This window comes from Muricoccus radiodurans, assembly GCF_050154705.1.
Lineage (GTDB): Bacteria > Pseudomonadota > Alphaproteobacteria > Acetobacterales > Acetobacteraceae > Roseomonas > Roseomonas radiodurans.
Genome location: NZ_CP189561.1, coordinates 2055067 through 2078840, shown reverse-complemented (window position 1 = coordinate 2078840; position 23774 = coordinate 2055067). Strand labels below are relative to the sequence as shown.

The following is a 23774-nucleotide window of genomic DNA, read 5'->3' as shown; positions in this document are numbered from 1 at the left end:
GTCAGGAGGCCTTTCCGAGCGGCTGTTCGGCCACCAGTGAGAGGATGGAGGCCGCGAGCGCCTCGGCGGCGTGCGGACGGGCGAGGGATGCCGCAGCCCGGGCCGCTTCGTCCAGGTTTTCCGGCGAGTCGATGCGTTTTTCGATCGCCTGTGCCAGGGCCGCCGGGGTGAAGGCGGGCTGGGGGATCAGCTCGGCGGCGCCGTGGTCGGCGAGGGAGCGGGCGTTGAAGCTCTGGTGGTCGTCGATGGCGTGCGGCAGCGGGACGAGGATGGAGGGCCGGCCGGCGCAGGAGAGCTCGGCGACGGTGGAGGCACCGGCCCGGGCGACGACGAGGTGCGCGGCGGCGTAGCGCGCGTGCATGTCCTTGAAGAAGGCCGAGAGTTCGGCGCGGATGCCCGCCGCCTCGTAGGCGGCGCGGGTGCGGGCGAGGTCTTCCTGCCGGCACTGCTGCACCACCTCGATCCGGGCGCGGCGTTCGGGCGACAGGGCGGCGAGGGCTGCGGGGACGATGTCCGAGAAGATGCGGGCGCCGAGGGAGCCGCCGAGCACGAGGAGGCGGAGCGTGCCGCTGGGCGGAACGTAGCCCTGGCCGTGCAGCGCGGCGATCGCCGGGCGGATAGGGTTGCCGATGACGTCGGTGCGCGTGCCGGCGGGCACGCGGCGCGTGTCGGGGAAGCAGAGGGCCAGCAGGTCGGCGGTGCGCGCCATCATCCGGTTGGCGCGGCCGAGGACGGCATTCTGCTCGTGCAGCACGATAGCCGGACGGCGGCTGGCGGGCAGCAGGCGCGCGGCGAGGATCGGCGGGACGGAGGGGTAGCCGCCGAAGCCGACCACGGCCGCCGGGTTCAGGTCACGGAGTAGGCGGCGCGCCTCCAGCGTGCCGGCGGCGATGGCCAGCGCGTTGCGGGCGGCGCCGGTGACGCCGTGGCCGGCGAGGCCGGCGCCCTTCAGGACGAAGCGCTCCGCGTTCGCGAAGACGGGGGAGGCGTAGGCGGCGGAGCGCGCATCCGTCATCAGCGCGACCCGGTCGCCGCGCGCGATGAGGGCGGCGGCGAGGGCCTCGGCCGGAAACAGATGACCGCCGGTCCCGCCGGCGGCGATCACGACGGGACGGGCGGAGGGGCCTCTCATGCCGCGAGGGCCCCTTCCTCGGCGCGGTTCAGGCGCTTTCGGGTGAGGGCGAGGAGAAAGCCCATGCCGAGGGCGATCGCGATGACGGAGGAGCCGCCATAGGAGACGAAGGGCAGGGTCATCCCCTTCGTCGGGATGAGGTGGAGGGAGGAGGCCATGTTGATGAAGGCCTGGAGGCCGAACTGCGTCAGCAGTCCGGCGGCGGCGAGGATGACGTAGAGGTCGGTCTCCTGCAGCAGCCGCATCATCCCGCGGATCACGATGAAGGCGAAGAGGAAGAGGACGAGGAGGCAGATGATGAGGCCGAACTCCTCGCCCAGCACGGCGAAGACGAAGTCGGCATGGGCGTCGGGGAGCACGTTCTTGACGCGGCCCTCGCCGGGGCCGACGCCCATCAGGCCGCCATGGCCGAAGGCCTCGAGCGCCACGTCGATCTGGTAGTTGCCGTTGCCGCCACCGGGGATGGCGCCGGGGTTCCAGAAGCGGTCGAAGCGGCTCTGCACGTGCGGGAAGAGGAAATACGCGCCGACGCCGGCCGCCATGCCCACGCCGCCGAGGACGCCGACGACGAACATGTTGATCCCGGCCACGAAGACCTGCGCGAAGAACACCGCCGAGACGACGAGCAGCATGCCGATGTCGGGCTGGCGCTGGAGGAGGACGGCGACGAGGCCGTAGAGGCCGAGGGCGAGGCCCCAGCCGATCCAGGCCTTCTTACCGGCCGCCTTCGCCTCCGCGATCATCCAGGCGGCGACGATGGCGAAGCAGGGCTTCAGGAACTCGGAGGGCTGGAGCGAGCCGACGAGCGGGATGGAGAGCCAGCGGCGGGCGCCCTTCACCTCGGGGCCGATGACGAGCGTGGCGGCGGTCAGCAGGATGGCGCCGAGGCAGCCGAGCAGGGCGAGGCGCCGCACGCCGCGCGGCGAGAGGATGGAGACGCCCACCATCACGAGCATCGCGCCCGCGAGGTAGAAGACCTGCCGCAGGAAGAAGAAGTTGCGGGAGGAGGCTCCGATGCGCTCCGCGACCGCGGGCGCGGCGGCGAGCACCATCACGTAGCCGAAGCCGATGAGGGTGAAGAGGGCCGCCAGGGTCAGGCGGTCCACGCTCCACCACCAGCGGCCGAGGGTGGAGGTGTCGGCGCGGGAGAGGGCCATCAGGCGGCCTCCGCAGTCGGGGTGGAGGGACTGAGACCGGCGGCGGCGCCGCCGCGGGGCTGGAGCGCGGCGCCGGGCAGGGCGGCGACGAGGCGGCGGAACGCGTCGCCGCGCGCCTCGAAGCCGGTGAACTGGTCCCAGGAGGCGCAGGCTGGGGAGAGCAGCACCGCCCGGCTGTCCGCGGCGCGGGCGGCGGCGAGGGCGGCGGGGACGGCGGCGTCCAGCGTCTCCACCACATCGTGCGGCACGCCGTTGGCGGCGAGGGTGAGGGCGAAGTCGGCCGCGGCCTCCCCGATCAGCAGGGCGTGGGCGACGCGGGGGAAGAGGTGGGTCAGCGGCTCGATGCCGCCGGCCTTGGGCACGCCGCCGGCAATCCAGATCACCCGGTCGTAGCAGGCGAGGGCGTAGGCGGTGCTGTCCGCGTTCGTCGCCTTGCTGTCGTTGAGGAAGAGGATGCCGTCCACCTCGCCCACGCGCTCCTGCCGGTGGGGCAGGCCGGGATAGGTGGCGAGGGCGGCGGCGATGATGTCGCGGGGGACATCCAGCGCGAGGGCGAGAGCGGCGGCGGCGGCGGCGTTCTGCGCGTTGTGCGGGCCGGGCAGGGTGGGGGCGTCGCGCAGGTCGGCGATCGGGCCGGTGTCGTCCCGCAGGATCGGGCCGTCCGCCCAGACGCCGCCGGGTTGGGGCGTGTGGCCGGAGATGGGGGCGACGCGGCCGGGATGGGCGGCGGCCACGGCGCGGGTCTCGGCATCGTCCATGCCGAAGACGGCGGTCGCGGCGTCCCGCATGATCCGCGCCTTGGCGGCGGCGTAGCCGGCCATGTCGCCGTGGCGGTCCAGATGGTCCGGCGAGAGGTTCAGCAGGGCGGCGAGGTCGAAGCGGGCCGTGTCCAGCCGCTCGGCGGAGTAGGAGGACATCTCGAGCACGTAGAGGCCGTCGTCCCCGAGGAGCGGCATGGCCAGGGCGGCGGGCCCGAGATTGCCGCCGGTCGTCACGCTGCGGCCGGCGGTGACGAGGATATGGTCGAGGAGCGCCGTGGTGGTGGATTTTCCGTTCGTGCCGGTGATGCCGACGAAGCGGGCGCGACTGCCGGAGGCGCGGACGGCGCGGTGCAGGAACTCCACGTCCGGGAGAATCGGCGCGCCGATCTCCGTGGCACGGCGCGCGAGGGCAGGCGCGCGCGGGCCGCGATGCGGGATGCCCGGGGAGATCAGCAGGGCGTCGAAGCGGTCGGGCTGGCCGAGCGCCAGGCCCTCCGCCGCGGCGGCGTCGCGGGCCTTCTCGCTGTCGTCCCAGACGGTGACGGTGGCGCCCCATTCCCGCAGCCGGCGCGCGGCCGGCAGCCCGGCGCGGCCGAGGCCGAGCACGGCGATCGTCTGGCCGAGGAAGGGGGCGAAGGCGCTCATCGGATCTTCAGCGTGCTCAGCCCGACGAGGGCGAGGATCATGGAGATGATCCAGAAGCGGATCACGATCGTGGGCTCGGACCAGCCCTTCTTCTCGTAGTGGTGGTGCAGGGGCGCCATGAGGAAGACGCGGCGGCCCGTGCGCTTGTACCAGAAGACCTGGATCATCACCGACAGGGTCTCGACCACGAAGACGCCGCCGACGATGGCGAGCACGACCTCGTGCTTCGTCGCCACCGCGACGGCACCGAGCGCGCCGCCAAGGGCGAGGCTGCCCGTGTCCCCCATGAACACGGCGGCAGGCGGGGCGTTGAACCAGAGGAAGCCGAGGCCGGCGCCGATCAGGGCGGAGCAGAAGACCGCGAGCTCGCCGGTGCCGGGGACGAAGTGGAGCTGGAGGTAGTCCGCGAACACACGGTTGCCGACGAGATAGGCGATGAGGGCGAAGACGCCGGCCGCGATCATGACCGGCACGATGGCCAGCCCGTCCAGCCCGTCCGTCAGGTTCACCGCGTTGGAGGAGCCGACCATCACCAGCATCCCGAGCACGGGGAAGAGGATGCCGAAGGGGATCAGCACCTCCTTGAACACGGGGATGGAGAGGTTCGTCGCGAGGGCCGGCGGCATGAGGTAGGTCATCCCGACGGCCGCGAGGAGGCCGAGGCCGAACTGCACGAGCAGCTTGCCGCGGGCGGAGACGCCCTTGGTGTTCCGCTTCGTCACCTTCAGCCAGTCGTCGCGGAAGCCGAGCAGGCCGAAGCCGAGGGTGATGACCAGCACGCCCCAGACGAGGCCGTTGCGGAGATCGGCCCAGAGAAGGGTGGAGACGGTCAGCGCGAGGAGGATGAGGACGCCGCCCATGGTGGGCGTGCCCTTCTTCTCGATCAGGTGCCGCTCCGGGCCGTCCGTGCGGATCGGCTGGCCACCGCGCGAGACGCTGCGCAGCCAGCGGATGATCATCGGCCCGAAGGCCATGGAGAGGACGAGCGCCGTCAGGCAGGCCGCGCCGGAGCGGAAGGTGACGTAGCGCAGGAGGTTGAAGAGGGGGAACTCGCCGATCCCCGCGAAGACGGCGGGGATCATGCGGACGCGCCCTGCGGCTGGCGGATGGCCTGGACGATGACGGCCATGCGGCTGCCGAGCGAGCCCTTCACCAGCACGGCGTCGCCGGGGCGGAGCGCGGCGGCGACGATGGGGGCGAGCTCGGCGCTGGTCGCGGCGTGGGCGCCGCGCTTCGCCGGCGGCAGGGCCTGGTGCAGGTGGCCCATGGCGGGGCCGCAGGTGAAGACGAGATCGGCGGCGGCCTCCGCATCCGGTGCGAGCGATGCGTGCATCGCGGCGGCCTCGTCGCCCAGTTCCAACATGTCACCCATCACGGCGATGCGTCGCTTTCCCTTTTGTACCGCCAGGACGGCGAGGGCCGCGCGCATGGAAACGGTATTCGCGTTGTAGGACTCATCCAGCAGCGTGGCGGTGCCGCCGGGAAGGGCGATCTGCCCGCGCGCGCCGCGCCCGGCAAGAGCGGAAAAGCCGGACAATCCGGCGGCGAAATGCACGGGATCGGCGCCGAGCGACGCGGCGGCAGCGAGCGCCGCGACGGCGTTCAGCGCCATGTGCCGGCCCGGCGTGTCGAGACGAAGATCGAAGTTCTGGCCGGCGAAATGCACACGGAAGGACTGGGTGTCGGCGTCACCGCTCCAGCCGGTCAGGCGGGCCTCCGCGGTGGGGCCTTCGCCGAAGGTGATCGTGCGGATGCCGGCTTCCCGCGCGCGGCGCATCAGGAGGTCGGACTGCGCGCCCTCGGAGGGCAGGATGGCGACCCCGTCCTGTGGCAGGCCGAGGAGGATGTCGGCCTTCTCCTCCGCGATCGTCTCCAGGCTGCCGAGGCGACCGAGATGGGCGGGGGCGATGATCGTGACGACGGCGACGTGGGGGCGTGCGAGGCGGGCGAGGGGCGCGATCTCGCCGCGCGTGTTCATGCCGATCTCGGCGACGGCGTAGTCGGCGTCTGCCGGCAGGCGGGCGAGGGTGAGGGGCACGCCCCAGTGGTTGTTGTGGCTGGCCTGCGCGGCGTGGACGCTGCCGCAGGCGGCGAGGCCGCGGGCGAGCATCTCCTTCGTGCTCGTCTTGCCGACGGAGCCGGTGACGGCGACGACGCGTGCCTTCGCACGGGCGCGGCCGGCGGCGCCGAGGGCGTGCAGGCCGGCGAGCGTGTCGGTCACGCGCAGGGTGGGGCCGGCGGGGATGTCGCGGTCCACCATGGCGAGCGCGGCGCCGGCGGCCAGCGCCCCGGGGGCGAAGTCGTGGCCGTCCCGCGCGTCGCGCAGCGCGACGAAGAGGTCGCCGGGCGCGACGCTGCGACTGTCGATGGAGACGCCCGTGACGGCGATGCCGTCCGGGGCGGTGCCGCCGGTCGCTTGCCGCAGCGCGGCGGAGGTCCAGAGCGGGGCGGTCATGCGCGGATGCCCGCGAGGCGGCGGACGACGTCGGCGTCGTCGAAGGCGTGCGTCTCCGTGCCGACGGTCTGGCCGCTCTCATGTCCCTTGCCTGCGACCGCCAGGACGTCGCCGGGGCCGAGGGCGGCCATGGCTGACGCGATGGCCTTCTCGCGGTCGCCGATCTCCGTCGCGCCGGGGCAGGCGGCCCCCATCCCGGCCAGGATGGCGGCGCGGATGGTCGCGGGGTCCTCGGTGCGGGGGTTGTCGTCGGTGACGGTGACGCGGTCCGCGAGGCGGGCGCAGGCGGCGCCCATCAGCGGGCGCTTGCCGGGATCGCGGTCGCCGCCCGCGCCGAAGACCACGTGCAGCCGCGCGGCGTGCGGGCGCAGCGCGAGGAGCAGGCGCTCCAGCGCGTCCGGCGTGTGGGCGTAGTCCACGTAGACGGCGGCGCCGTTCGGCAGACGGGCGGCGAGCTCCATCCGGCCGCGCACGCCGGTCAGCGCGGAGAGGGTGTCCAGCGCGCGCGCGGCATCCAGGCCCGTGGCGGTGGCCAGGGCGGCGGCGAGCAGCACGTTGTCGGCCTGGTAGCGGCCGACCAGCGGCAGGTGGATCGTCCGGTGCGTGCCGAAGGCCGCGATCTCCATCTCCTGCCCGTCCGGGCGCGGCGTGTGGCGGAGGAGGCGGAGGTCGTCGCCGGCCTCACCCACCGTCAGCAGGCGGAGGTTGCGGGCGGCGGCGACGGCGCGGACCGCGGCCAGCGTCTCGGCGTCCATGTCGGCATTCGCCGCGACGGGACGGCCGGGCGGCAGGACCGAATCCAGCAGACGGAGCTTCGCGGCGCGGTAGGACGCCATGTCGCCGTGATAGTCGAGGTGGTCGCGCGTGAGGTTCGAGAAGCCGGCGGCGGCGAGGGAGACGCCGTCCAGCCGCCGCTGCTCCAGTCCGTGGGAGGAGGCCTCCATCGCCGCGTGGGTGACGCCGGCCCGCGCGATGGCCGCGAGGGTCGCGTGCAGGGAGACCGGATCGGGCGTGGTCAGCGATGGCCCGGGGTCGAAGCCCTCCGCGATCAGGCCGAGCGTGCCGAGGGAGGCGGCGCGGGCGCCGCTGCCCCCCCAGATCTGGCGGAGAAAATCGGCGGTGCTCGTCTTTCCGTTCGTGCCGGTGACGGCGACGACGGTCGCGGGCTGCGCGCCGTGGAAGGCGGCGGCCATCAGCGCGAGGGCGCGGCGGGCGTCGGGTGCGGTCAGCAGGGGGCGCGCGGGCACGTCGGCGGGCCAGGTCGTGCCCTCCGGCGCCAGCACGGCGGCGGCGCCGCGGGCGACGGCGTCGGCGATGTGGGCGCGGCCGTCGGTCCGGGCACCGGGGAGCGCGGCGAAGAGCGTGCCGGGACGGACCTGGCGGCTGTCCGCCGTCAGGGCCGTGATGTCGAGCCCGGCGAGCTGCGCGTAGCCCGGCATGAGGTCACCGAGCCGCAGGGGGAGCGGCCTCGGCGAGCGCCGCGGCCCCCAGAGTCGCGGCCTGGGCGGCGAGGCCGAAGCGGATGCGCGTGATCTCCTGGGCGCGGAGGATTTCGGTCTCCTGCGCCTCCGTCACGCGCAGCGGCCGCGGCGCGGGCAGGGCCGGCGTGGCGGGGGAGAGGTTCGGTTGCCCGGCCGGCGCGCCGCCGCTGGGCGCGATGGCGGGGACGGTGGGGCTGCGCGCCGGGGCGGCGGCGGGACGGGACGGGGCGGCCGGGCGCGCGGCGGCGGCGGCGGCCGGGGCCGCACGGCCCGGAAGGGCGGTCGCGGCGAGGATTTCCGGCGCCTGCGGATTCTCGGGGACGAGGCCGAGCACGGGGGCGATGCGGGCGATGACGCTGCCGGCGGCCGGCGCCGCGACCCAGCCCGCCGTCGCGAAGCCGTGGGACCGGGCGTTCGGGTTCGGCTCGTCCACCATGACGTAGACGGCGTAGCGCGGCGCGTTCATCGGGAAGGCGCCGACGAAGGCGGCGATGCGCTTGTTGGGCAGGTAGCCGCCGCGCGGGCCGGTCTTCTGCGCCGTGCCGGTCTTCCCGCCGACGAAGTAGCCCGGCACGTCCGCACCCTTGCCGGAGCCCTCCGTCACCACCACGCGCATCAGGCGGCGCATGAGGTCGGAGTTGCGCTCGGAGATGACGCGCGTCCCCTCCCGCGTCGTCCCGGGCGGCACGGCGAGGAGGGTGGGGGAGCGGAGGATGCCGCCGTTCACGAGGGCGGTGACGCCGGTGACGACGTGCAGCGGCGTCACGGAGATACCGTGGCCGAAGGCGATGGTGAACATGTTGATCTCGCGCCAGCCGGCGGCGGGCGGGACGATCGGCACGGCCGTTTCCGTCAGCTCGATCTGCTGCCGCTGGAGCATGCCCATGCGCAGCAGGAAGTCACGCTGCCGCTGCGGGCCGAAGCCCTGCGCCATGTGCGCGGCGGCGAGGTTGGAGGAGTGGATCAGCATCTCCGGGAAGGAGAGCCAGCGGTTCTTGCCGCGATAGTCCGAGATGGTGAAGCGCCCGTACCGAATGGGCTGCGCGGCGTTGTAGGAGGAGGAGAGGTTGCCCGTGCCGTATTCCAGCGCGGCGGCCGCGGTGAAGAGCTTGAAGGTCGAGCCGGGCTCGTAGACACCGACGGTGACGCGGTTGAAGCGCTGGTCGGCCGTCGCGGCGCCGATGTCGGAGGCGTCGTAGTCCGGCAGCGAGACCATGGCGACGACCTCGCCGGTCTGGACGTCCATCACGACGCCCGCGCCGCCGATGCCCGTGTATTCCTCGATCGCGCGCTGCACCGCGTCCCGCAGGGCGAGCTGGACGCGGATGTCGAGGGAGGTGCGCAGCGCGGTGTCGGGGCGGGCGCGCAGCCGCTCGTCGTGATAGCGCTCGAGGCCCGAGAGGCCCTGGCCGTCCACGTCCACGTTGCCGAGCACGTGCACGGCGGCGCGCCCCTGCGGGTAGTAGCGGCGCTCCGATTCCTCGAAATGCAGGCCGGCGACGCCGAGGTTGTTCACCGCCTGCACCTCCCGCGGCGTCAGGGCGCGGGCGAGGTAGGAGAACTGCCGGTCGCCGGAGAGGCGGGGGATCAGGCGCTCCCGGTCGAGTTGCGGCAGGGCGCGGGAGAGGCGAGCGGCGACCTCGGCCGGATTCTCGATCTGGCGGGGGTTCGCGTAGAGCGCGGTGACCGGCAGGGAGACGGCGAGGATCTCGCCGTTGCGGTCGGTGATGGCCGCGCGGCCCGTCGTGGGCTCGGCCACCGGCGGCGCGATCGGCACCGTCTCCCGCTGGGCGATGCGGCGGGGTTCCCGCGGGTCGATCAGCGTGGCGTGGGTCAGCTTCAGGCCGACCGCGCCGAAGAGCACGCCGAAGCCGGCGGCCGCGAGCACGAGGCGGCCGCGGCTGCGCTCGAGCACCGCGCGGCGGGCAAGATCGGGCTGGGCCACGCGCACCACGGCGCGGGCCTCCGTCCCCCGCGCCTCGCCGAACGGGCGGTGTCCCGGGGCGGCGTTCGGGTCGGGGGCCGCGGGGCCGCTCACCGGGCGGCCCCGCTCGCGATCGGCACGGGCGGCGGAAGCATCGGGCGGGCGCCGGCGCCGGCGCCGAGGCCGCCGCCGAGGAAGGAGCCGGCCGGCGGCTCCGGCGGGCGGGACATGAGCACGGCCGGGCGCAGGATCGGGGTCGGGGTCTCGGGCGCGGCGGCGGCCAGGTTGAGGCCGCGCGAGGGGGCGGGCTCGGCCGGGCGGGCGGCCGGGGCGGGGCGGGGCGCCGGCCGGGGCGCGGCCTCCGCGACGCGTTGCGGCGCCGGGTCCGCCGAGCGCTGCGGGGCGGGATCCGCGGAGCGCGGCTGGGCGGCAGCGACCTGCACGGGGGCCGGGCGGGCAGCCTGGGCGCGCGCACGCGGCGGCTGCGCCGGGGTGGCGGCCGCGACCTGGGCGGGAAGGGCCGGTGCCGGGGCGGGCTGGGCGGCGGCGACCGGGGCCGGAGCGGCCGGCGCCGCCGCAGGGGCGGGATGCGCCGCCGCGGGGCGCGACAGGGCGGGCAGCGGCGCGGCGGCGGCGATGCGGGTCTCCGGCGCCGGGCGGGGCTCCGGCGCACGGGCCGGGGCGGACGGGGCGGCGGGCTGGGCGGCGGCCACCGGCGCCGCGGTGGCGGGCGCCGGGGCGGGAGCGGGCTGGGCCGGGGCCGGCGTCTGGGCGGCGGCCATCATGGTCGGCCGCTCCCCCGGCGCGGGGGCGAAGAGGTTCGGCGCGCCGGCGAAGGCGACGGCGGTCGGCAGGCGGCGGTCCAGCTCGGTCACCCGGACGAACTGCCCGGTCTGCATCGGCTCCAGCGGCAGGTGGCGGGCGGCCGCGGCGCGCAGGCGCTCCGGCTCGTTTAGCAGGGCCCATTCGGCGCGGAGGACGGAGGTGCGCTCCCGCGCCACCTCGGTCTGGCGCACGGTGTCGCGAAGCTGCTTCTCCAGCTGGGAGACCTCGTACTTCACGCCGTACAGGTGCAGGCCCGCCCCGGCGGCGGCCACGAGCGAGAGGAAGGTGAGCGGTCGGATCATGCGGCCTGCAGCCTCTCGAGGGCGCGCAGCCGGGCGGACCGCGCGCGAGGATTTCTGTCGGTTTCCGCCGCGCCGGGACGGAGGGCGGCGGTGGTGAGGAGCCGGTACCCCGCCGGGGCAACCTGCCCCGTCAGGGAGGCGGGATCGTGGCGCGAGGCGCCGGGGGTGCGGCCGGCCGCGTCGCGCATGAAGCGCTTCACGATCCGGTCCTCCAGCGAGTGGAAGGAGACGACGACGAGGCGGCCTCCCGGTGCGAGGAGGCGGGCGGCGGCGGCAAGGCCGCGCTCGACCTCGCCCAGCTCGTCGTTCACGCGGATGCGGAGCGCCTGGAAGGAGCGGGTGGCGCTGTCCATGCCCGAGGGGTCGCGGGGCATGACGGCGTGGATCGCTTCCGCGAGCTGGAGGGTCGTCTCGAAGGGGGCGTCGCCGCGGGCGGCGACGAGCTTGCGGGCGATGCGGCGGGAGTGGCGCTCCTCCCCGAGTTCCCAGAGGAGATCGGCGAGCTCCCGCTCGGGGAGGGTGTTCACGAGGTCGGCGGCGGTGGGGCCGCTCCGCTCCATCCGCATGTCGAGGGGACCGTCGCTGCGGAGCGAGAAGCCGCGCTCGGCCTGGTCGATCTGGAAGGAGGAGATGCCGAGATCGAGCACCACCCCGTCCAGCGCGGTGACGCCGCGGGCGGCCAGCAGGTCGAGCATGCCGCCGAACCGGCCCTCCATCAGGTGCAGGCGGCCGGGGAAGCGGGCGGCCAGCGCGGCGCCGCGGGCGATCGCGTCGGGGTCGCGGTCCACGGCGTAGAGGGTGCAGGCGGCCGCGCCGAGGATGGCGGCCGCGTAGCCGCCCCCGCCGAAGGTGCCGTCGAGATAGGCGCCGCCATCGCGCGGAGAGAGGGCGTCGAGCACCTCCGCCAGCATCACCGGGATATGCCCGGCGGCGGCGGAGTCCGGGGCGGCGCTCATGCGCGGCCCGCGGCGGGGAGGGTGAGGCCGCGCTCCTTGGCGCGCTGCCGCGATTCGGCGACGCGCCTGGCCAGCGCGGCGGGCTCCCACATCTGGAAGCGGGGGCCGAGGCCGACGAAGGCGATCTCCTCGCCGAGGTTCGCGTGGGCGATCAGCTCCTCCGGCACGACGATCCGGCCGTCACTGTCCGGCCGGAGGGTGGTGGCGTCCGCGTAGAGGGAGAAGGCGAGGTCGTCCTGCGATTCGGAGAAGGTGTCGAGGCCGTTCAGGCCGCTGGTCAGCGCTTCGAAGGCAGGCAGCGGCAGCCCCTCGATGCAGGCGAAGTTATGTGCGGGGCGGAGGACGACGTCGGAGGTACCCAGGCGCTCCAGCACGGTGCGGAAGGCCGCCGGGACGGAAACCCGCCCCTTGCGATCCAGCCGCCCCCTGTAGGTGCCCATGAAATGGGTCATCCGTTGGACCACCGCCCCCTTGCGGTCGTTCGGATTGGCTGGGATCTTGATGGATCAAGCGGCCGGCGGGACCCCCCGATCCCACCGGCTCACCCGACCACCCCGCGGCCCTTGCCCCCCTCAGGTCCGGGCCCTTGCGGGATGCCTTTGGGATAACATGGGTCGGGGTGGGATGCCATGGGAGTTTGCGGGTTGGTGACGGAGTGTAGCTGGTGTTGCCGACTCGACACGCGTGCAAATGCGACTGAAATCAAAGCGCTGGAAAGTAATCCTGAGAGCTGGGGATAAGTGGTGCCAGGCGGCCTGTAAGCCGGGTTCTGTCGGTCCCTTCGGACCGGGCGACCATTCCTCTGGAACCCCCGTTACCGGGGGTTTCACGCGGCCAACCCGGGCGGTGGGGCGGGATGCCCCTGCGCCGGACCCCCCGAAAGGAATCCTCGCCGACCGCCCCTATTCGGCCTTGCTCCCGGTGGGGTTTGCCGTGCCGCCCCCGTCGCCGGGGGCGCGGTGGGCTCTTACCCCACCGTTTCACCCTTGCCCGCCGAACCTCGGTTTCCCTCGGCCGGACGGGCGGTTTCTTCTCTGTGGCACTGTCCCTGGGGTCGCCCCCGCCGGCCGTTAGCCGGCACCGTCTTCCCGTGGAGCCCGGACTTTCCTCCATGGCCGCAGAGCGGCCACAGCGGTCGCCCAGCCGCCTGGCGGGCGGGGTATGGGGGCCGGCCCGGGCAGGGTCAAGCGGGGATGGGAATAGCTTCAGCGAGGGCGGCGACCGCGGTGAGGCGGGCGAGGGTGCCCGAGTCGGGCCGTCCGCCCCATTCCTCCTGCCGCCAGTGGCGCTGGAAGGCGGTCAGGGCGAGGTCCGGCCGCGCCGCGTCCACCTTGTAGCCGATTCGCTGCAGCAGCGAGACGGCCCGGGTCAGCCCGTCGGGCACGGGTGAGAGGTCGTCGCCGGGTACGCCCTCGGGCCAGAGGCCGATGCCGAGGCGCGCGAGGCCCTGCCAGTCGAAGAGCTCGCCCGGGTCGCGCTTGCGGTCCGGCGACACGTCGCTGTGGCCAACGACGTTGCGGGCGGGAATCGGATGTCGGGTGATGAGGTCGAGGCAGAGATCGGCCAAAGCCGCCATCTGGAGCACGGGGAAGGGGCGGTAGCCGCAGGAATGACCGGGGTTCACCACCTCGATCCCGATGGAGCGGGCGTTCAGCCCCTCATTCCCGCGCCAGTGCGAGATCCCGGCATGGGCGGCGCGGCGGTGGTCCGGGACGAGGCGGAAGACGGTCCCGTCCTCCTCCACCACATAATGGGAGGAGACCTTCGCGGCGGGGTCGCGCAGGCGGGCGATGGCGGCGGCCCCGGACTCCATGTCGGTGTAGTGGAGAATGAGCGTGTCGATCGGCACGCCCGGCGGTCGGTCGTCCTGGTTCGGGCTGGGAAGGTCGAGGATCGTCAGCGTGACGTCGCGGGGGACGAGGCGCGGGGCCGTGGCGCCCGGAGCGTGCTCTTCCCGCGCGATCGGGACAGGGGTGGGGCCGGGGCGGAGGGTCATGAGGATGTCGGGCTCATGCGTCGCGCCTCCGTTTGACTCAGGCCCGGAGAAGGGATGGCGGGCGGCCGCCGGTCACAGCTTGCGCTCCCGCTTGATCCGGTCCCACGCCGCGTTGATGGCGGCGACCTTGTCGGTGGCGCGGCGGATGAATTCGGCCGGCACTCCGCGGGAGGCAAGGCTGTCCGGGTGGTTTTCCCGCATCAGGCGGCGCCAGGTCTCGCGCACCTCGGCGTCCGTCGCCTCGCGGCCCAGGCCGAGCACCGCGTAGGGGTCGGGGCCTTCCTGATGCTCGATCCGCGGGCCGGCGCCGGGGGCGGGTCGGCCCTCCCGCGCGCGGGCCAGGGCCTCGGGTTCCAGGCCGAAGCGGGCGTGGGTCGTGGTGAGGAAGGCGTATTCCGCGCGGTTCAGCGGGCCGTCGGATTCGGCGATGCGGAAGAGGGCGGCGAGCACGTCCTCCAGCATCGCCTTGTTGTCGGCGAAGGCCTGTCCCAGCCGCTCGGAGAAGGTCTCGTGGCCCTCGGCGTTCTCGCGCGCGCGGTCGAAGAGGTCGGCGACCTCCTTCATGTTCTCCGGCGGGATGCGGAAGAGGCGCTTGAAGGCGTCGATCTCCGCCCGCTTCACCGGGCCGTCCACCTTCGACAGCTTCGCCGAGAGGACGACGACGGAGACGGCGAAGAGGCTTTCCTTCGAGCCGAGCAGGGCGGCGATGCGGGCGCCGTCCACGCCGGGGATGGCGCCGTTCAGCGCTCCCTCGTCCGCCGCGTGGCCGAGCGCGCTGCCCAGCACGGCACCGAGCGGCCCGCCCATGGCGAAACCGACCGCGCCGCCGATGATCTTTCCCCAGAAGCCCACGCGCGCCGTCCGGCCCTCATTCTCCGCCCCGCCTCATGCCCTGATTTCGCGCCTGCCGAAAGCGGCTTCATGGCGCGCTTCCTTGCCCGGCCGCGGTGCGGGACGCATTGTCGGCTGGCGGGGCGCCGCGCGAATCCAGGCGCGATCCGGCGGCGCGGCCGGCCCTTCCGGCGCGGCTTCGGGGGCGCTTGCCGGCGCTTGGAGGATCGGGTTCGGCATGGCCGGGTTGGGAGAGGTCTCGGGCATGCGGGGGGAAGGGCGCTGAGCGGCTGTCCCATGGGGCCGGGCTGATGCGGGGCGCGGGCTGATGCGGCGCCTTCTCCTTATCGGCGGGGTGCTGGCGGGGCTGGTCCTGCTGGTGCTCGGCGCGCTCTACGCCGCACCCCTCTTCACGGACTGGACCGCGCGGCGCGACACGCTGGCGGCGCTGGCGGCCGAGAGGCTTGGGCGGCCGGTGACGCTGACCGGGCCGGTTCGGCTGCGCCTGCTGCCGCGTCCGGTGGTGGAGGCGGAGGGCGTGACCCTCGGGGAACCGGACGACGCCTTCGCCGTCACGGCGGGGGCGCTGCGGCTGCGGCTGGACGGGCCCGCCCTGCTGCGCGGGCGGCTGGCACCGCGGGAGGTGGCGCTGGTGGGCGCCGATATCCGCCTCCCCTGGCCGCCGCCGGGCGGGGCGGCGGGGCTCTTCGCGGGTCTGTCGTCCCTGGACGCGGCGCTGGAGGGAAGCCGGATCGCGATCGGCGCCGTGGTGCTGGAACGGGTGCAGGCCCGGCTGACGGCAGGCGACGGCAGCCTGGCCGCGCCGGTGCGGGCGGGCGGCAGCTTCGTGCGGGGCGGGCTGGAGTGGCGCTTCGACGCCACGCTCGGACGGCCGGGCTTCGACGGGGCGACGCCGCTGGAGGTGGCGCTGGCGCTCGGCGGCGCGACGATCGGCGCGCGCGGCGTGCTGACGCCGGAGGGCGTGATGGAGGGCAGCGTCGAGGCCTCGGGGCCGGACCTCTCGCTCCTCGTGCCCGCGCCGGCGGGGCCGTTCCGGGCGCGCGGGCGGCTGATGGTGGCGGCGGACCTGGTCGCGGCGGACGAGCTGGCGATGGATCTCGGCGGCGGGCCGGCGCGGGGGGCGTTGACCCTGCGTCTTTCGCCCACCGCGCGGGTGGACGTGGCGCTGGTGACGGGGCGGCTGGACCTGGATTCCTGGGTCGGCGCACTGCGGTCGCGCGGCGCCGGGCTGCCCCTGGGCGTGGACCTCTCGGCGGAGGCGGCGAGCTTCGGCGGGGTGCCGCTGCGGCGGCTCCGGGCCGCCGTGTTCCGGGACGCGGACCGGCTGACCCTGACGGATGTGTCCGCGCTGCTGCCGGGCGACACGACGGTCGAGCTGAACGGCGCGACGGCGGGCGACCGGCTGGAGGCAGGGCTGCGCTTCGCCGGGAGCGATCTGCGCGGGACGCTCGGTGCGCTGGGGCTGAACACGGAGGTGCTGGCGCCGGCGCGGCTTCGCGCGGGGGAGGGCCGGGCGCGGCTGGTGCTGGATCCCGGTTCGGTGGCCGTACCGGAGTTCTCGGCGGTGCTGGACGGGGCGCGGGTGTCCGGGGCGGGGGTGCTGCGCTACGGCGCGCGTCCCGCGCTCGGGCTGGGGCTGAACCTGGACGTGCTGGACCTGGATGCCTGGCTGCGGCCCGGGCTCGACTGGGCGGCGGCCGGGCGGGTGCTGGGCGGGCTGGACGCGAACCTGCGGATCGCGGCGGAGACGGCCCGCTGGGGCGGGGTGGGGCTGGACCGGGCCTCGCTCGACGCGTCGCTCGAGAACGGGCGGCTGACCGTGCGGCGGCTGTCCGGGAGGTTGGCGGAGGCGGAGCTGGCGCTGTCCGGCGGGGTGCTGCTGGGGCCGTCGCCGCGGCTGTCCGACGCCTCTCTGGAATTGTCGGGGCCGGCCTTCCGGTCCCTGGCGATGCTGCTGCCCGGAAGCTGGCCGGACGGGACGCGGCTGGCGGGGCAGGGCTTCTCCCTGCGAGCAGGCGGGAGCGGGCCGGTGGAGGCGCTGGCCGTGCAGCTCGGGCTGGACCTCGGGGAGGCGCGGCTGGAGGCGAATACGACGCTCGACCTGCCGGGGCGGCGCGGGACGGGGACGGTGACGCTGCGGCATCCCGGGGCGCCGCGCTTCCTGTCAGAGGCCGGGTGGCCGGGGGTGGAGGATTGGATCGGGCAGGGGTCGCTCTCCGTGGTGGCGGCGCTCTCGGCCGGGCCGCAGGGGGTGTCTGCGGAGCGGCTGGAACTCGTCGCAGGCGGGGTGCGGCTGAGCGGGCCGCTCGCCTTGACGCTGGAGGCGGGGCGGCCGCGGGTGACGGGGCGCTTGGCAGTGGAGGCGATGAACCCCCCGGGCTTCGCCTGGCGTGGGCGGGAACCGCTGCCGGTCGCGGCGCTGCGCGGCCTGGACGCCGACGTGGCGCTTTCCTTCGGGCGGCTGGAGTTGGCGGGGCTGCCGCCGGTGCAGGACGCGCGGGCGCGGGTGCGACTCTCGGCCGGGCGGCTCGCGCTGGATGAGGTGGAGGCGGTGCTGTCGGGCGGGGCGCTGCGCGGGGCGGCGACGCTGGATGTGACGGGGGACGCGCCGGTCCTGGGGCTGTCGGGAACCGTGCGGGACGCGGAGGTGACGGGACCGATGCTGGGCTTGCCGGTGGACGTGGTGGCCGGACGCGCCGAGCTGGGCTGGCAGCTCGCGGCCCGGGGGAGCAGCGCGGCCGCGCTGATCGCCACGCTGGAGGGCGAGGCGCGGCTGGCGGCGCGGCAAGGCGTGCTGTCCGGGCTGGACGCGGCGGCGGCGGGCCGCGGGGCCGTGGCGGGGGACGAGACGGCGCTGCGGCAGGCGCTGTCCGACGGGGCGACCGGGTTCGAGGCGCTCTCGGTGCGGGGGACGCTGGCCGGCGGGCGGGTGACGCTGGCGGAGGCTTCCGCGGTCGGGGAGGGCGTGGCGCTGACGCTGCGCGGCGACGTGGACGTGGCGCGCGGGGCGGTGGACCTGCTCGCGACGCAGAAGCCGGGCGATCCCGGTTATTCGGGACCGGAGGTGGGCGTGCGGCTGACCGGCCCGGCAGCGCGTCCCCGGCGCGTGCCGGAGGTGGCGGCCTGGCAGCGCTGGCGGGCGGAGCGGTAGGCGTGCCGCCGGAAGGCGAACGCGCCCCCCGGACCCCAAGATCCCACTTGACGCGGGTCCAGGGGGCGAGTTCGCCCCCTGGTGGATGGGGGCCGGGGAAGGCGACGCCTTCCCCGGGGAGGATCGTTCAGTCTCTGGCCGCTCGGAGAGCGTGCAGCACCGTCAGGCGCAGCGCCGAGGCGAGGGGGAGGCTGGGGTCTGCGCGGGCCGCATCGGCCTCCTGGACCAGGCGGGCGAGGGGGAGGGCGCGTCGCTCAGCCTCCGCCTCCAGCGCGGTCCAGAATTCCGGTTCCAGGGCGACGGAGGTGCGGTGGCCGGCGAGGGAGAAGGAGCGCTTCCGGAGGTGCCCGGCCATCAGCCCGAGCCGTCGAGCGTGGCTCCCCGTCGGGTCATGTCCTCCGGGCGGACCCAGCGGTCGAAGTCCTCCGGCGAGACATGGCCGAGCTGGGCGGCGGCGTCGCGCAGGGTAAGGTTCTCCGCGAGCGCCTTCTTCCCGATCTGCACCGCCTTGTCGTAGCCGATCCGCGGGTTCAGCGCGGTGACGAGCATCAGGCTGCGCGCGAGGTTGTCGGCGATGCGCGCGCGGTTCGGCTCCAGCTTGTCCACCATGTTGTGGGCGAAGCTCTCCGAGGCGTCGGCAAGAAGCGTCGCGGATTGCAGCACGGCCTGGATGATGACGGGCTTGAAGACGTTCAGCTCCAGGTGGCCCTGGGCGCCGGCGACCGTGACGGTCGTCGTGTTGCCCATGACCTGGGCGCAGACCATGGTCAGCGCTTCCGACTGCGTCGGGTTGGTCTTGCCGGGCATGATGGAGCTGGACAGGCCATCGGCGGGAATCACCAGTTCCGAGAAGCCGGCGCGGGGGCCGGAGCCGAGCAGGCGCACGTCGTTCGCGATCTTGTTGAGCGAGACGGCGAGGACGTTCATCGCGCCCTGCAGCTCCACGAAGGCATCGTGGGCGCCCATGCCCTCGAAGGGGTTGGGGTTGGCGGTGAAGGGGAGGCCGGTCAAGGCGGCCATCCGCTCCGCGAAGGTCGTCGCGAAGCCGGCATGGGTGTTCAGGCCGGTGCCGGCGGCGGTGCCGCCCTGGGGCAGGGCGAGCAGGCGGGGGAGCACGCCCTTCACCCGCGCGATGCCATGCTCGACCTGAAGCGCCCAGGCGGCGAATTCCTGGCCGAGCGTGACGGGAACCGCGTCCATCAGGTGGGTGCGGCCGAGCTTGACGATGTCGGCCCATTCGCTTGCACGGCGGGAGAGGCTGGCGTGCAGCGTTTCCAGCGCGGGGATCAGGCGCGTCGTCACGGCCTCCGCGGCGGCGACGTGCATGACGGTGGGGAAGCTGTCGTTGGAGGACTGGCCGCGGTTCACGTGGTCGTTCGGATGCACCGGCTTCCGCGAGCCGAGGGGCTGTCCCAGCGTCTGGTTCGCGCGGTTCGCGATCACCTCGTTCGCGTTCATGTTCGTCTGCGTGCCGCTGCCGGTCTGCCAGACCGGGAGCGGGAAGTCGGCGTCGCGCCCGTTCGCGGCGATCTCCCGCGCGGCGGCGATGATCGGGTCGGCGAGATCGGCCGGAAGTTCGCCGAGGGCCTTGTTGGCCTCCGCCGCCGCCTGCTTCTGGAGGCCGACGGCGCGGATGAGTAGGGGCGGGAAGCGCTCCGAACCGATCTGGAAGAGGCGGCGCGCGCGCTCGGTCTGCGGGCCCCAGAGGCGGTCGGCCTCGATCTCGATCGTGCCGAGGGAATCGGTTTCGGTGCGGGTGCTCATCCCGGCGACATGGGCGCGCGCGGGAGCCGGACCAAGCCCGTCAGCGCGGGCCTGGGCGCAGAATCCCGCGGGTCAGTGCCAGCCGTCCACGCGGGGCCAGCGGGACGTGGTCGCGCCAGATTCGTCCAGCACGTCGAAGGCGCCGTAGCCGCCGGCGGCGGTGAGGCAGGCGTGGTTGGGATAGACGCGCACCGTGCTGCCGATGGGCAGGCGGGCGAACCAGGACTCGTCCGGCACGGGGACGGTGCCGTGCTCCTGGTGGACGGTGCCGAGCTGGAGCGGCAGGCGGGCGCCGGTTGCCGCGTCCGCCAGCGCGCCGAAGGCGGTGCCGGGGGCGAAGCTGTTGGCGGAGACGTCCTTCGAGAGGGCGAGGGCGCCGGCGTCGAGGATGAGGGACATGCCGCTGCGGTTGTGGCCAATCACCGTCGAGAGGACGGAGAGGGCAAGATCGTCCCAGGTGCACATGCCGCGGGAGTGCTGCGCGAGATCCCAGAGCAGGGCGATGCCGGCCCGGGCCTCCGTCACGCCGTGGAGGTGGCGGGCGTACAGCAGCGTCGGCGTGGAGCCGACGGAGACGATGGGGCAGGGCAGGCCGGCGGCGCGGATCGCCTCGGCGGCGGTGACGGCCGCCGCGCGCTCGGTCTCGGCGAGGTCGGCGATCTTCTGAATGTCGTCGGTGGCGTAGGAATGCCCGGCATGGGTCATCACGCCGGCGAGGCGCAGGTGGCGGGAGCCGTGGACCGCCCGGGCGATGGGCAGGGCGGCCTTGGGCGGGACGCCGGCGCGGTGCTCGCCGCAATCCACTTCCACCAGCACGTCGTGCGGGGCCGAGGCGGCGGCGTCCACGAGGCCGGTCATCTCGGCGCTGTCGAGCACGAGGAGGAGGCGCGTGCCGTGGTGACGGGCCAGGGCCTCGGCGCGCGGGATGCGTGCGGGAATGGCGGTGGCGGCCAGGAGGATGTCGGTGGCGGCGCCGGAGGCGGCCACCGCCTCGGCCTCCTTCATCGTGGAGACAGTCACGGGGCCGGGGATGCCGCCATGGGCGGCGCGGAGGACGTCGACCGATTTCGGCGTCTTGAAGTGCGGGCGGAACGCGACCCCGAGTTCCGCGCAGCGGGCGCGCAGCCGCGCGGCGTTGGCCTCCAGCCTGGGACGATCGAGGAGGAGGCGCGGGGTGTCGGGGCCGGTCACGCCGTGTTCCCGGCGCTGCCGGGGATGGCGGCGGCGTCGCCGTAGGTGGAGATCTCGATGAGGTTGCCGTCGGGGTCGCGGCAATAGACCGAGTTGATCGGGCCGAGCGCGCCGGCCTTCTCCACCGGGCCCTGTTCGACCGTCACGCCGCAGGCACGGAGGTGGTCGGCCACGTCCTCGGCCGTGACGGTCACGATGAAGCAGAGGTCCTGGCCGCCCGGCGCCGCGCCGGTGCCGGTGAACCAGGCCTCCTGCGTCGCGTCCCGCGGGCGGAGGTTGATCTTCTGGCCGCCGAAGCGGAGGGAGGTGCGGTTGTGCGGGCCGAAGCTCTCCCGCTCCATCCCCAGGACGCGCTGATACCAGCTCGCCGTGACGTCCACGTCGTTGCAGGTGATGACAAGGTGGTCCAGGCGGTCCACGGCAAAGCGCATGGGCGGGCTCCGGTCAGGCTGGCAGCCGGCGCCCCATGCCCGTTCCGACGCGGCGGGACAAGCCGGGAAGCGGGCGGTGAGCAAAGAAGCACGCCGCCCGGAGCGGCCGGGCGGCGTGCCTTCGCTTTCCCCTTTCGGGAAAGCCTAGCGGTTGTGGCCCGGGGCCGAGCCGGACCGGCCGGGGGCCGTGGCGGCCGCGCCGGACCCACTGCCGGCGGAGGTGCCGCCGACGCCGACCGAGCTGCCGGCCACCGGACCCGCCGTGCCCGATCCGCCCGTGCCGACTGCGGCCGCGGTAGACCCGCCGCCCGTCGAGGCGCCGCCGACGCCGAGGGTGCTGGCGGTCACGCCGCTACCGGCCGAGGCCGAGCCCCCTGTCCCGACCGTGCTGGCGGCGGTGCCGCCGGGTCCGGTCGCGGTCGCGCCGGTGCCGACGCCGCTGCTGCTCTCGACGCGGGTGTTGCCGCGGTTCCCATCGGCCTGGCGGCCGGTGGCCCGGGCGCCGCTCTCCGTCGTGCCGGTCGCGGTCGTGCCGCTGCCGGTGGCGCCGGCGCCGACCGTGCTGGTGCTCTCCGCCTGGCGCAGGCCGGTGCCGCCATCGGACTGCCGGCCGGCCGCGCGGGCCTCGACGGAGGTGCTGCCGGCGGCGGTGCCATCGGGGTTCGTGCCGGTGGTCGTGGTGGTCTCGACCCGCCGCATCCCGGTGCCGCCGTCCGGCAGGTGCCCGGCCTGCTGGGTGCGTGTGCGGGTGGTGGTGGTGCCGTCCGGCGCGGGCTGGGCCGAGGCGCCGGCGGCCGCGAGCATCGCGGCGCCGGCCAGAAGTGCGAGTTTCGCGCCTTTCATGGGCAGGATTCCTTCTCGGGCGTGTTCGAACGGGGGCGTCTTCGAGGGGCGGGTCAGCGCGGCACGACGACGACGCAGTCCGACCGCGCCGTGGCATGGGCCCCGCCGCCCGGCCCGGGGGTGCCGCCGCTCGGTCCGATGGTGACCCGTGGCCCGTTCGGTCCCGCCGTGGCGCTGCCGCTCAGCCCGCCGGGGCCGGTGGTGACGGAGCTGTGCGCGCCGCCGCCGCGGGCGGCTTCTTCCGGCGTGATCTCCCGGCACGGGCCGGACGTCCCACTTCCGGCGCTGGCGGAGGCGCTGGCATTCGGCCCGCGCGCCTCGGCGCTGCTGCTGCTGCTGCTGCTCTGCGCCCCGGCAGGGCCGCCCAGGGCCAGGATCAGGCCGGTCGAGGCCACGAGCATCGTGACGCTGTTGAACAGGCGCATGGGTTCCCTCCTCAACGGATGGAGCGGGGCACCCGGCCCGGAGGACCGGATGCCCCGCCCGTCGCCTCAGCCCGCCTTAGCGGCGCTGCGTGCCGCCGCCCGGCGCGGCGCCGGTGTGGCCCGGGGCGTTGCCCGAGTTGCCCGGCGCGGCGGTGTGGCCCGGGGCGGTGGAGCCGGAGCCCGCGGCGCTGCCGCCGGTCCCGAGCGCGGTGCCCGTGGTGCCGCCGCCCGCCGTCGCGCCGCCCATGCCGAGCGTGCTGGCCGAGCCGGAGCCCGAGCGCGAGCCGGAGCCCGCGGCGCTGCCGCCGGTCCCGAGCGCGGTGCCGGTCGTGCCGCCGCCCGCCGTCGCGCCACCCATGCCGAGGGTGCTGCCGGAGCCGGAGCCCGAGCCGCCCGCGGCGCTGCCGCCGGTGCCGAGCGCGGTGCCCGTGGTGCCGCCGCCCGCCGTGGCGCCGCCCATGCCAAGGGTGCTGCCGGAGCCGGAGCCCGAGCCGCCCGCGGCGCTACCGCCGGTGCCGAGCGTCACGCCAGTCTGCCCGCCGCCCGCCGTGGCGCCGCCCATGCCGAGGGTGCTGGCCGAGCCGGAACCCGAACCGCCCGCGGTGCTGCCGCCGGTGCCGAGCGTGGTGCCCGTGGACCCGCCGCCGGCCGTGCTGCCGCCCATCCCGACCGTCGAGCTCGACTGCGCGAGGGCCCCGAAAGCGGTGCTTGCCAGCAGGGCGGCCACAAGGCCGGCGTTCCTCATCGTCATCATTGTTGTTGCTCCACGTCTCAGAAGATGCGGCGACCTGCCGTAGGGCGGACCCCGGACGGAGGTCGCAGCGCTTCTGAAACGCGGCGGACTGCCTGAGTTTTGGGCAAGATTGAGGCGATGGGCGAAAAACACCGCGTATGTAACTGAAATGTGGAGGTAATAACTGGACTCAGAATCATTCGCATCACTGCTGAGTGGGCGGCCCAGAGGGGCTCTGCGTCATCCCTTCGTGCAGACAGGCGATGTGACCGCCCGCTCGCAGGCGGCCGGATGCGCGGGGGTTGATCAGTCCGAGGCGATGCGGCCCGTCAGGGCGCGGCGGACGCGGGGAGGCGCGCGGTGACCTCGATCTCGATCCGCATTTCCGGCGCCTGGAGCGCGGCGTGGATGAGGGTGGCGGCGGGACGGATGTTGCCGAAGTAGAGGCGCAGCACGGGCCAGCAGTGCTGCCAATCCGCCGGGTTGGGCACGATGTAGAGGACGCGCACCACGTCCCGCAGCGAGGCGCCGGCCTGGGCGAGGGCGGACGCGATGTTCTTCAGCGTCTGCTCGCACTGCATCTGGACGTCGTCGGCGATCTCCATCGTCGTGTAGTCGTAGCCGGTCGTGCCGGAGACGAAGACGAAGCCGCCGTCGACGACCGCGCGGGAGTAGCCGATCTCCTTCTCGAAGACGGAGCCGGAGGAGATGAGGCGGCGGGTCGTCATGCGGTTCTCCTCCGGCGCGGCG

At 74.7% G+C, this 23774-nt stretch carries 21 protein-coding genes and 1 other RNA gene; 1 reads left to right on the top strand and 21 read right to left on the bottom strand.

Annotation, left to right across the window (positions count from 1 at the left end; translation table 11 throughout):
- Position 1: 1 nt before the first annotated feature.
- The 13 genes from murG to ACP6CK_RS10210 form a co-directional block, all read right to left on the bottom strand.
- On the bottom strand, positions 2 to 1132 hold the full coding sequence (gene murG, locus ACP6CK_RS10270) for an undecaprenyldiphospho-muramoylpentapeptide beta-N-acetylglucosaminyltransferase (protein WP_426958792.1): 1131 nt from the start codon (positions 1130 to 1132) through the stop codon (positions 2 to 4).
- Positions 1129 to 2292, bottom strand: coding sequence for an FtsW/RodA/SpoVE family cell cycle protein (locus ACP6CK_RS10265; protein ID WP_426959901.1), 1164 nt, complete (start codon positions 2290 to 2292; stop codon positions 1129 to 1131). Before ACP6CK_RS10265 ends, murG begins: the two co-directional genes overlap by 4 nt.
- On the bottom strand, positions 2289 to 3695 hold the full coding sequence (gene murD, locus ACP6CK_RS10260) for a UDP-N-acetylmuramoyl-L-alanine--D-glutamate ligase (protein ID WP_426958791.1): 1407 nt from the start codon (positions 3693 to 3695) through the stop codon (positions 2289 to 2291). Before murD ends, ACP6CK_RS10265 begins: the two co-directional genes overlap by 4 nt.
- Positions 3692 to 4777, bottom strand: coding sequence for a phospho-N-acetylmuramoyl-pentapeptide-transferase (gene mraY / locus ACP6CK_RS10255; RefSeq protein WP_426958790.1), 1086 nt, complete (start codon positions 4775 to 4777; stop codon positions 3692 to 3694). Before mraY ends, murD begins: the two co-directional genes overlap by 4 nt.
- Positions 4774 to 6150, bottom strand: a complete 1377-nt coding sequence (locus ACP6CK_RS10250) for a UDP-N-acetylmuramoyl-tripeptide--D-alanyl-D-alanine ligase (protein WP_426958789.1) — start codon at positions 6148 to 6150, stop codon at positions 4774 to 4776. The genes mraY and ACP6CK_RS10250 overlap by 4 nt, the downstream gene beginning before the upstream one ends.
- The gene (locus ACP6CK_RS10245; protein ID WP_426958788.1) at positions 6147 to 7589 is read right to left on the bottom strand and encodes a UDP-N-acetylmuramoyl-L-alanyl-D-glutamate--2,6-diaminopimelate ligase; all 1443 of its coding nucleotides are present in this window, start codon (positions 7587 to 7589) and stop codon (positions 6147 to 6149) included. Before ACP6CK_RS10245 ends, ACP6CK_RS10250 begins: the two co-directional genes overlap by 4 nt.
- Positions 7590 to 7593: 4 nt before the next feature.
- Entirely contained in the window at positions 7594 to 9669 is a 2076-nt protein-coding gene (locus ACP6CK_RS10240) for a peptidoglycan D,D-transpeptidase FtsI family protein (protein ID WP_426958787.1), read from the bottom strand.
- Positions 9666 to 10682: a cell division protein FtsL gene (gene ftsL, locus ACP6CK_RS10235; RefSeq protein WP_426958786.1), complete on the bottom strand. Its 1017-nt coding sequence runs from the start codon at positions 10680 to 10682 to the stop codon at positions 9666 to 9668. Before ftsL ends, ACP6CK_RS10240 begins: the two co-directional genes overlap by 4 nt.
- The gene (gene rsmH, locus ACP6CK_RS10230) at positions 10679 to 11638 is read right to left on the bottom strand and encodes a 16S rRNA (cytosine(1402)-N(4))-methyltransferase RsmH (protein WP_426958785.1); all 960 of its coding nucleotides are present in this window, start codon (positions 11636 to 11638) and stop codon (positions 10679 to 10681) included. The genes ftsL and rsmH overlap by 4 nt, the downstream gene beginning before the upstream one ends.
- The gene (gene mraZ / locus ACP6CK_RS10225; RefSeq protein ID WP_426958784.1) at positions 11635 to 12090 is read right to left on the bottom strand and encodes a division/cell wall cluster transcriptional repressor MraZ; all 456 of its coding nucleotides are present in this window, start codon (positions 12088 to 12090) and stop codon (positions 11635 to 11637) included. The genes rsmH and mraZ overlap by 4 nt, the downstream gene beginning before the upstream one ends.
- Positions 12091 to 12380: 290 nt before the next feature.
- Positions 12381 to 12789: RNase P RNA component class A (gene rnpB / locus ACP6CK_RS10220), an RNA gene on the bottom strand.
- Between the two features lie 32 nt (positions 12790 to 12821).
- On the bottom strand, positions 12822 to 13634 hold the full coding sequence (locus ACP6CK_RS10215) for an N-acetylmuramoyl-L-alanine amidase (protein ID WP_426958783.1): 813 nt from the start codon (positions 13632 to 13634) through the stop codon (positions 12822 to 12824).
- A gap of 72 nt (positions 13635 to 13706) precedes the next feature.
- Positions 13707 to 14486, bottom strand: a complete 780-nt coding sequence (locus ACP6CK_RS10210; protein WP_426958782.1) for a TerB family tellurite resistance protein — start codon at positions 14484 to 14486, stop codon at positions 13707 to 13709.
- Positions 14487 to 14793: 307 nt separating this feature from the next.
- On the opposite strand from ACP6CK_RS10210, the gene ACP6CK_RS10205 reads away from it, so the two are divergent.
- On the top strand, positions 14794 to 17637 hold the full coding sequence (locus ACP6CK_RS10205; protein WP_426958781.1) for an AsmA family protein: 2844 nt from the start codon (positions 14794 to 14796) through the stop codon (positions 17635 to 17637).
- A gap of 127 nt (positions 17638 to 17764) precedes the next feature.
- Here ACP6CK_RS10205 and ACP6CK_RS10200 read toward each other — a convergent pair whose 3' ends face one another.
- From ACP6CK_RS10200 to ACP6CK_RS10165, 8 genes are all read right to left on the bottom strand, one after another.
- The gene (locus tag ACP6CK_RS10200) at positions 17765 to 17992 is read right to left on the bottom strand and encodes a ribbon-helix-helix domain-containing protein (RefSeq protein ID WP_426958780.1); all 228 of its coding nucleotides are present in this window, start codon (positions 17990 to 17992) and stop codon (positions 17765 to 17767) included.
- Complete coding sequence (locus tag ACP6CK_RS10195) at positions 17992 to 19401, bottom strand: class II fumarate hydratase (RefSeq protein ID WP_426958779.1); 1410 nt, start codon at positions 19399 to 19401, stop codon at positions 17992 to 17994. Before ACP6CK_RS10195 ends, ACP6CK_RS10200 begins: the two co-directional genes overlap by 1 nt.
- A gap of 72 nt (positions 19402 to 19473) precedes the next feature.
- Entirely contained in the window at positions 19474 to 20592 is a 1119-nt protein-coding gene (locus ACP6CK_RS10190) for an alanine racemase (protein ID WP_426958778.1), read from the bottom strand.
- A complete protein-coding gene (locus ACP6CK_RS10185; protein WP_426958777.1) occupies positions 20589 to 21023 on the bottom strand; it encodes a VOC family protein in 435 nt (144 codons plus the stop codon). Before ACP6CK_RS10185 ends, ACP6CK_RS10190 begins: the two co-directional genes overlap by 4 nt.
- A gap of 144 nt (positions 21024 to 21167) precedes the next feature.
- Entirely contained in the window at positions 21168 to 21866 is a 699-nt protein-coding gene (locus tag ACP6CK_RS10180) for a hypothetical protein (protein ID WP_426958776.1), read from the bottom strand.
- 53 nt (positions 21867 to 21919) lie between these two features.
- Positions 21920 to 22291 (bottom strand): hypothetical protein, encoded by a 372-nt coding sequence (locus ACP6CK_RS10175; protein WP_426958775.1) that lies wholly within the window; start codon positions 22289 to 22291, stop codon positions 21920 to 21922.
- A 76-nt stretch (positions 22292 to 22367) separates the two neighbouring features.
- Positions 22368 to 23045 (bottom strand): hypothetical protein, encoded by a 678-nt coding sequence (locus ACP6CK_RS10170; RefSeq protein ID WP_426958774.1) that lies wholly within the window; start codon positions 23043 to 23045, stop codon positions 22368 to 22370.
- Positions 23046 to 23353: 308 nt separating this feature from the next.
- Entirely contained in the window at positions 23354 to 23752 is a 399-nt protein-coding gene (locus ACP6CK_RS10165) for a RidA family protein (protein ID WP_426958773.1), read from the bottom strand.
- Positions 23753 to 23774 lie beyond the last annotated feature (22 nt).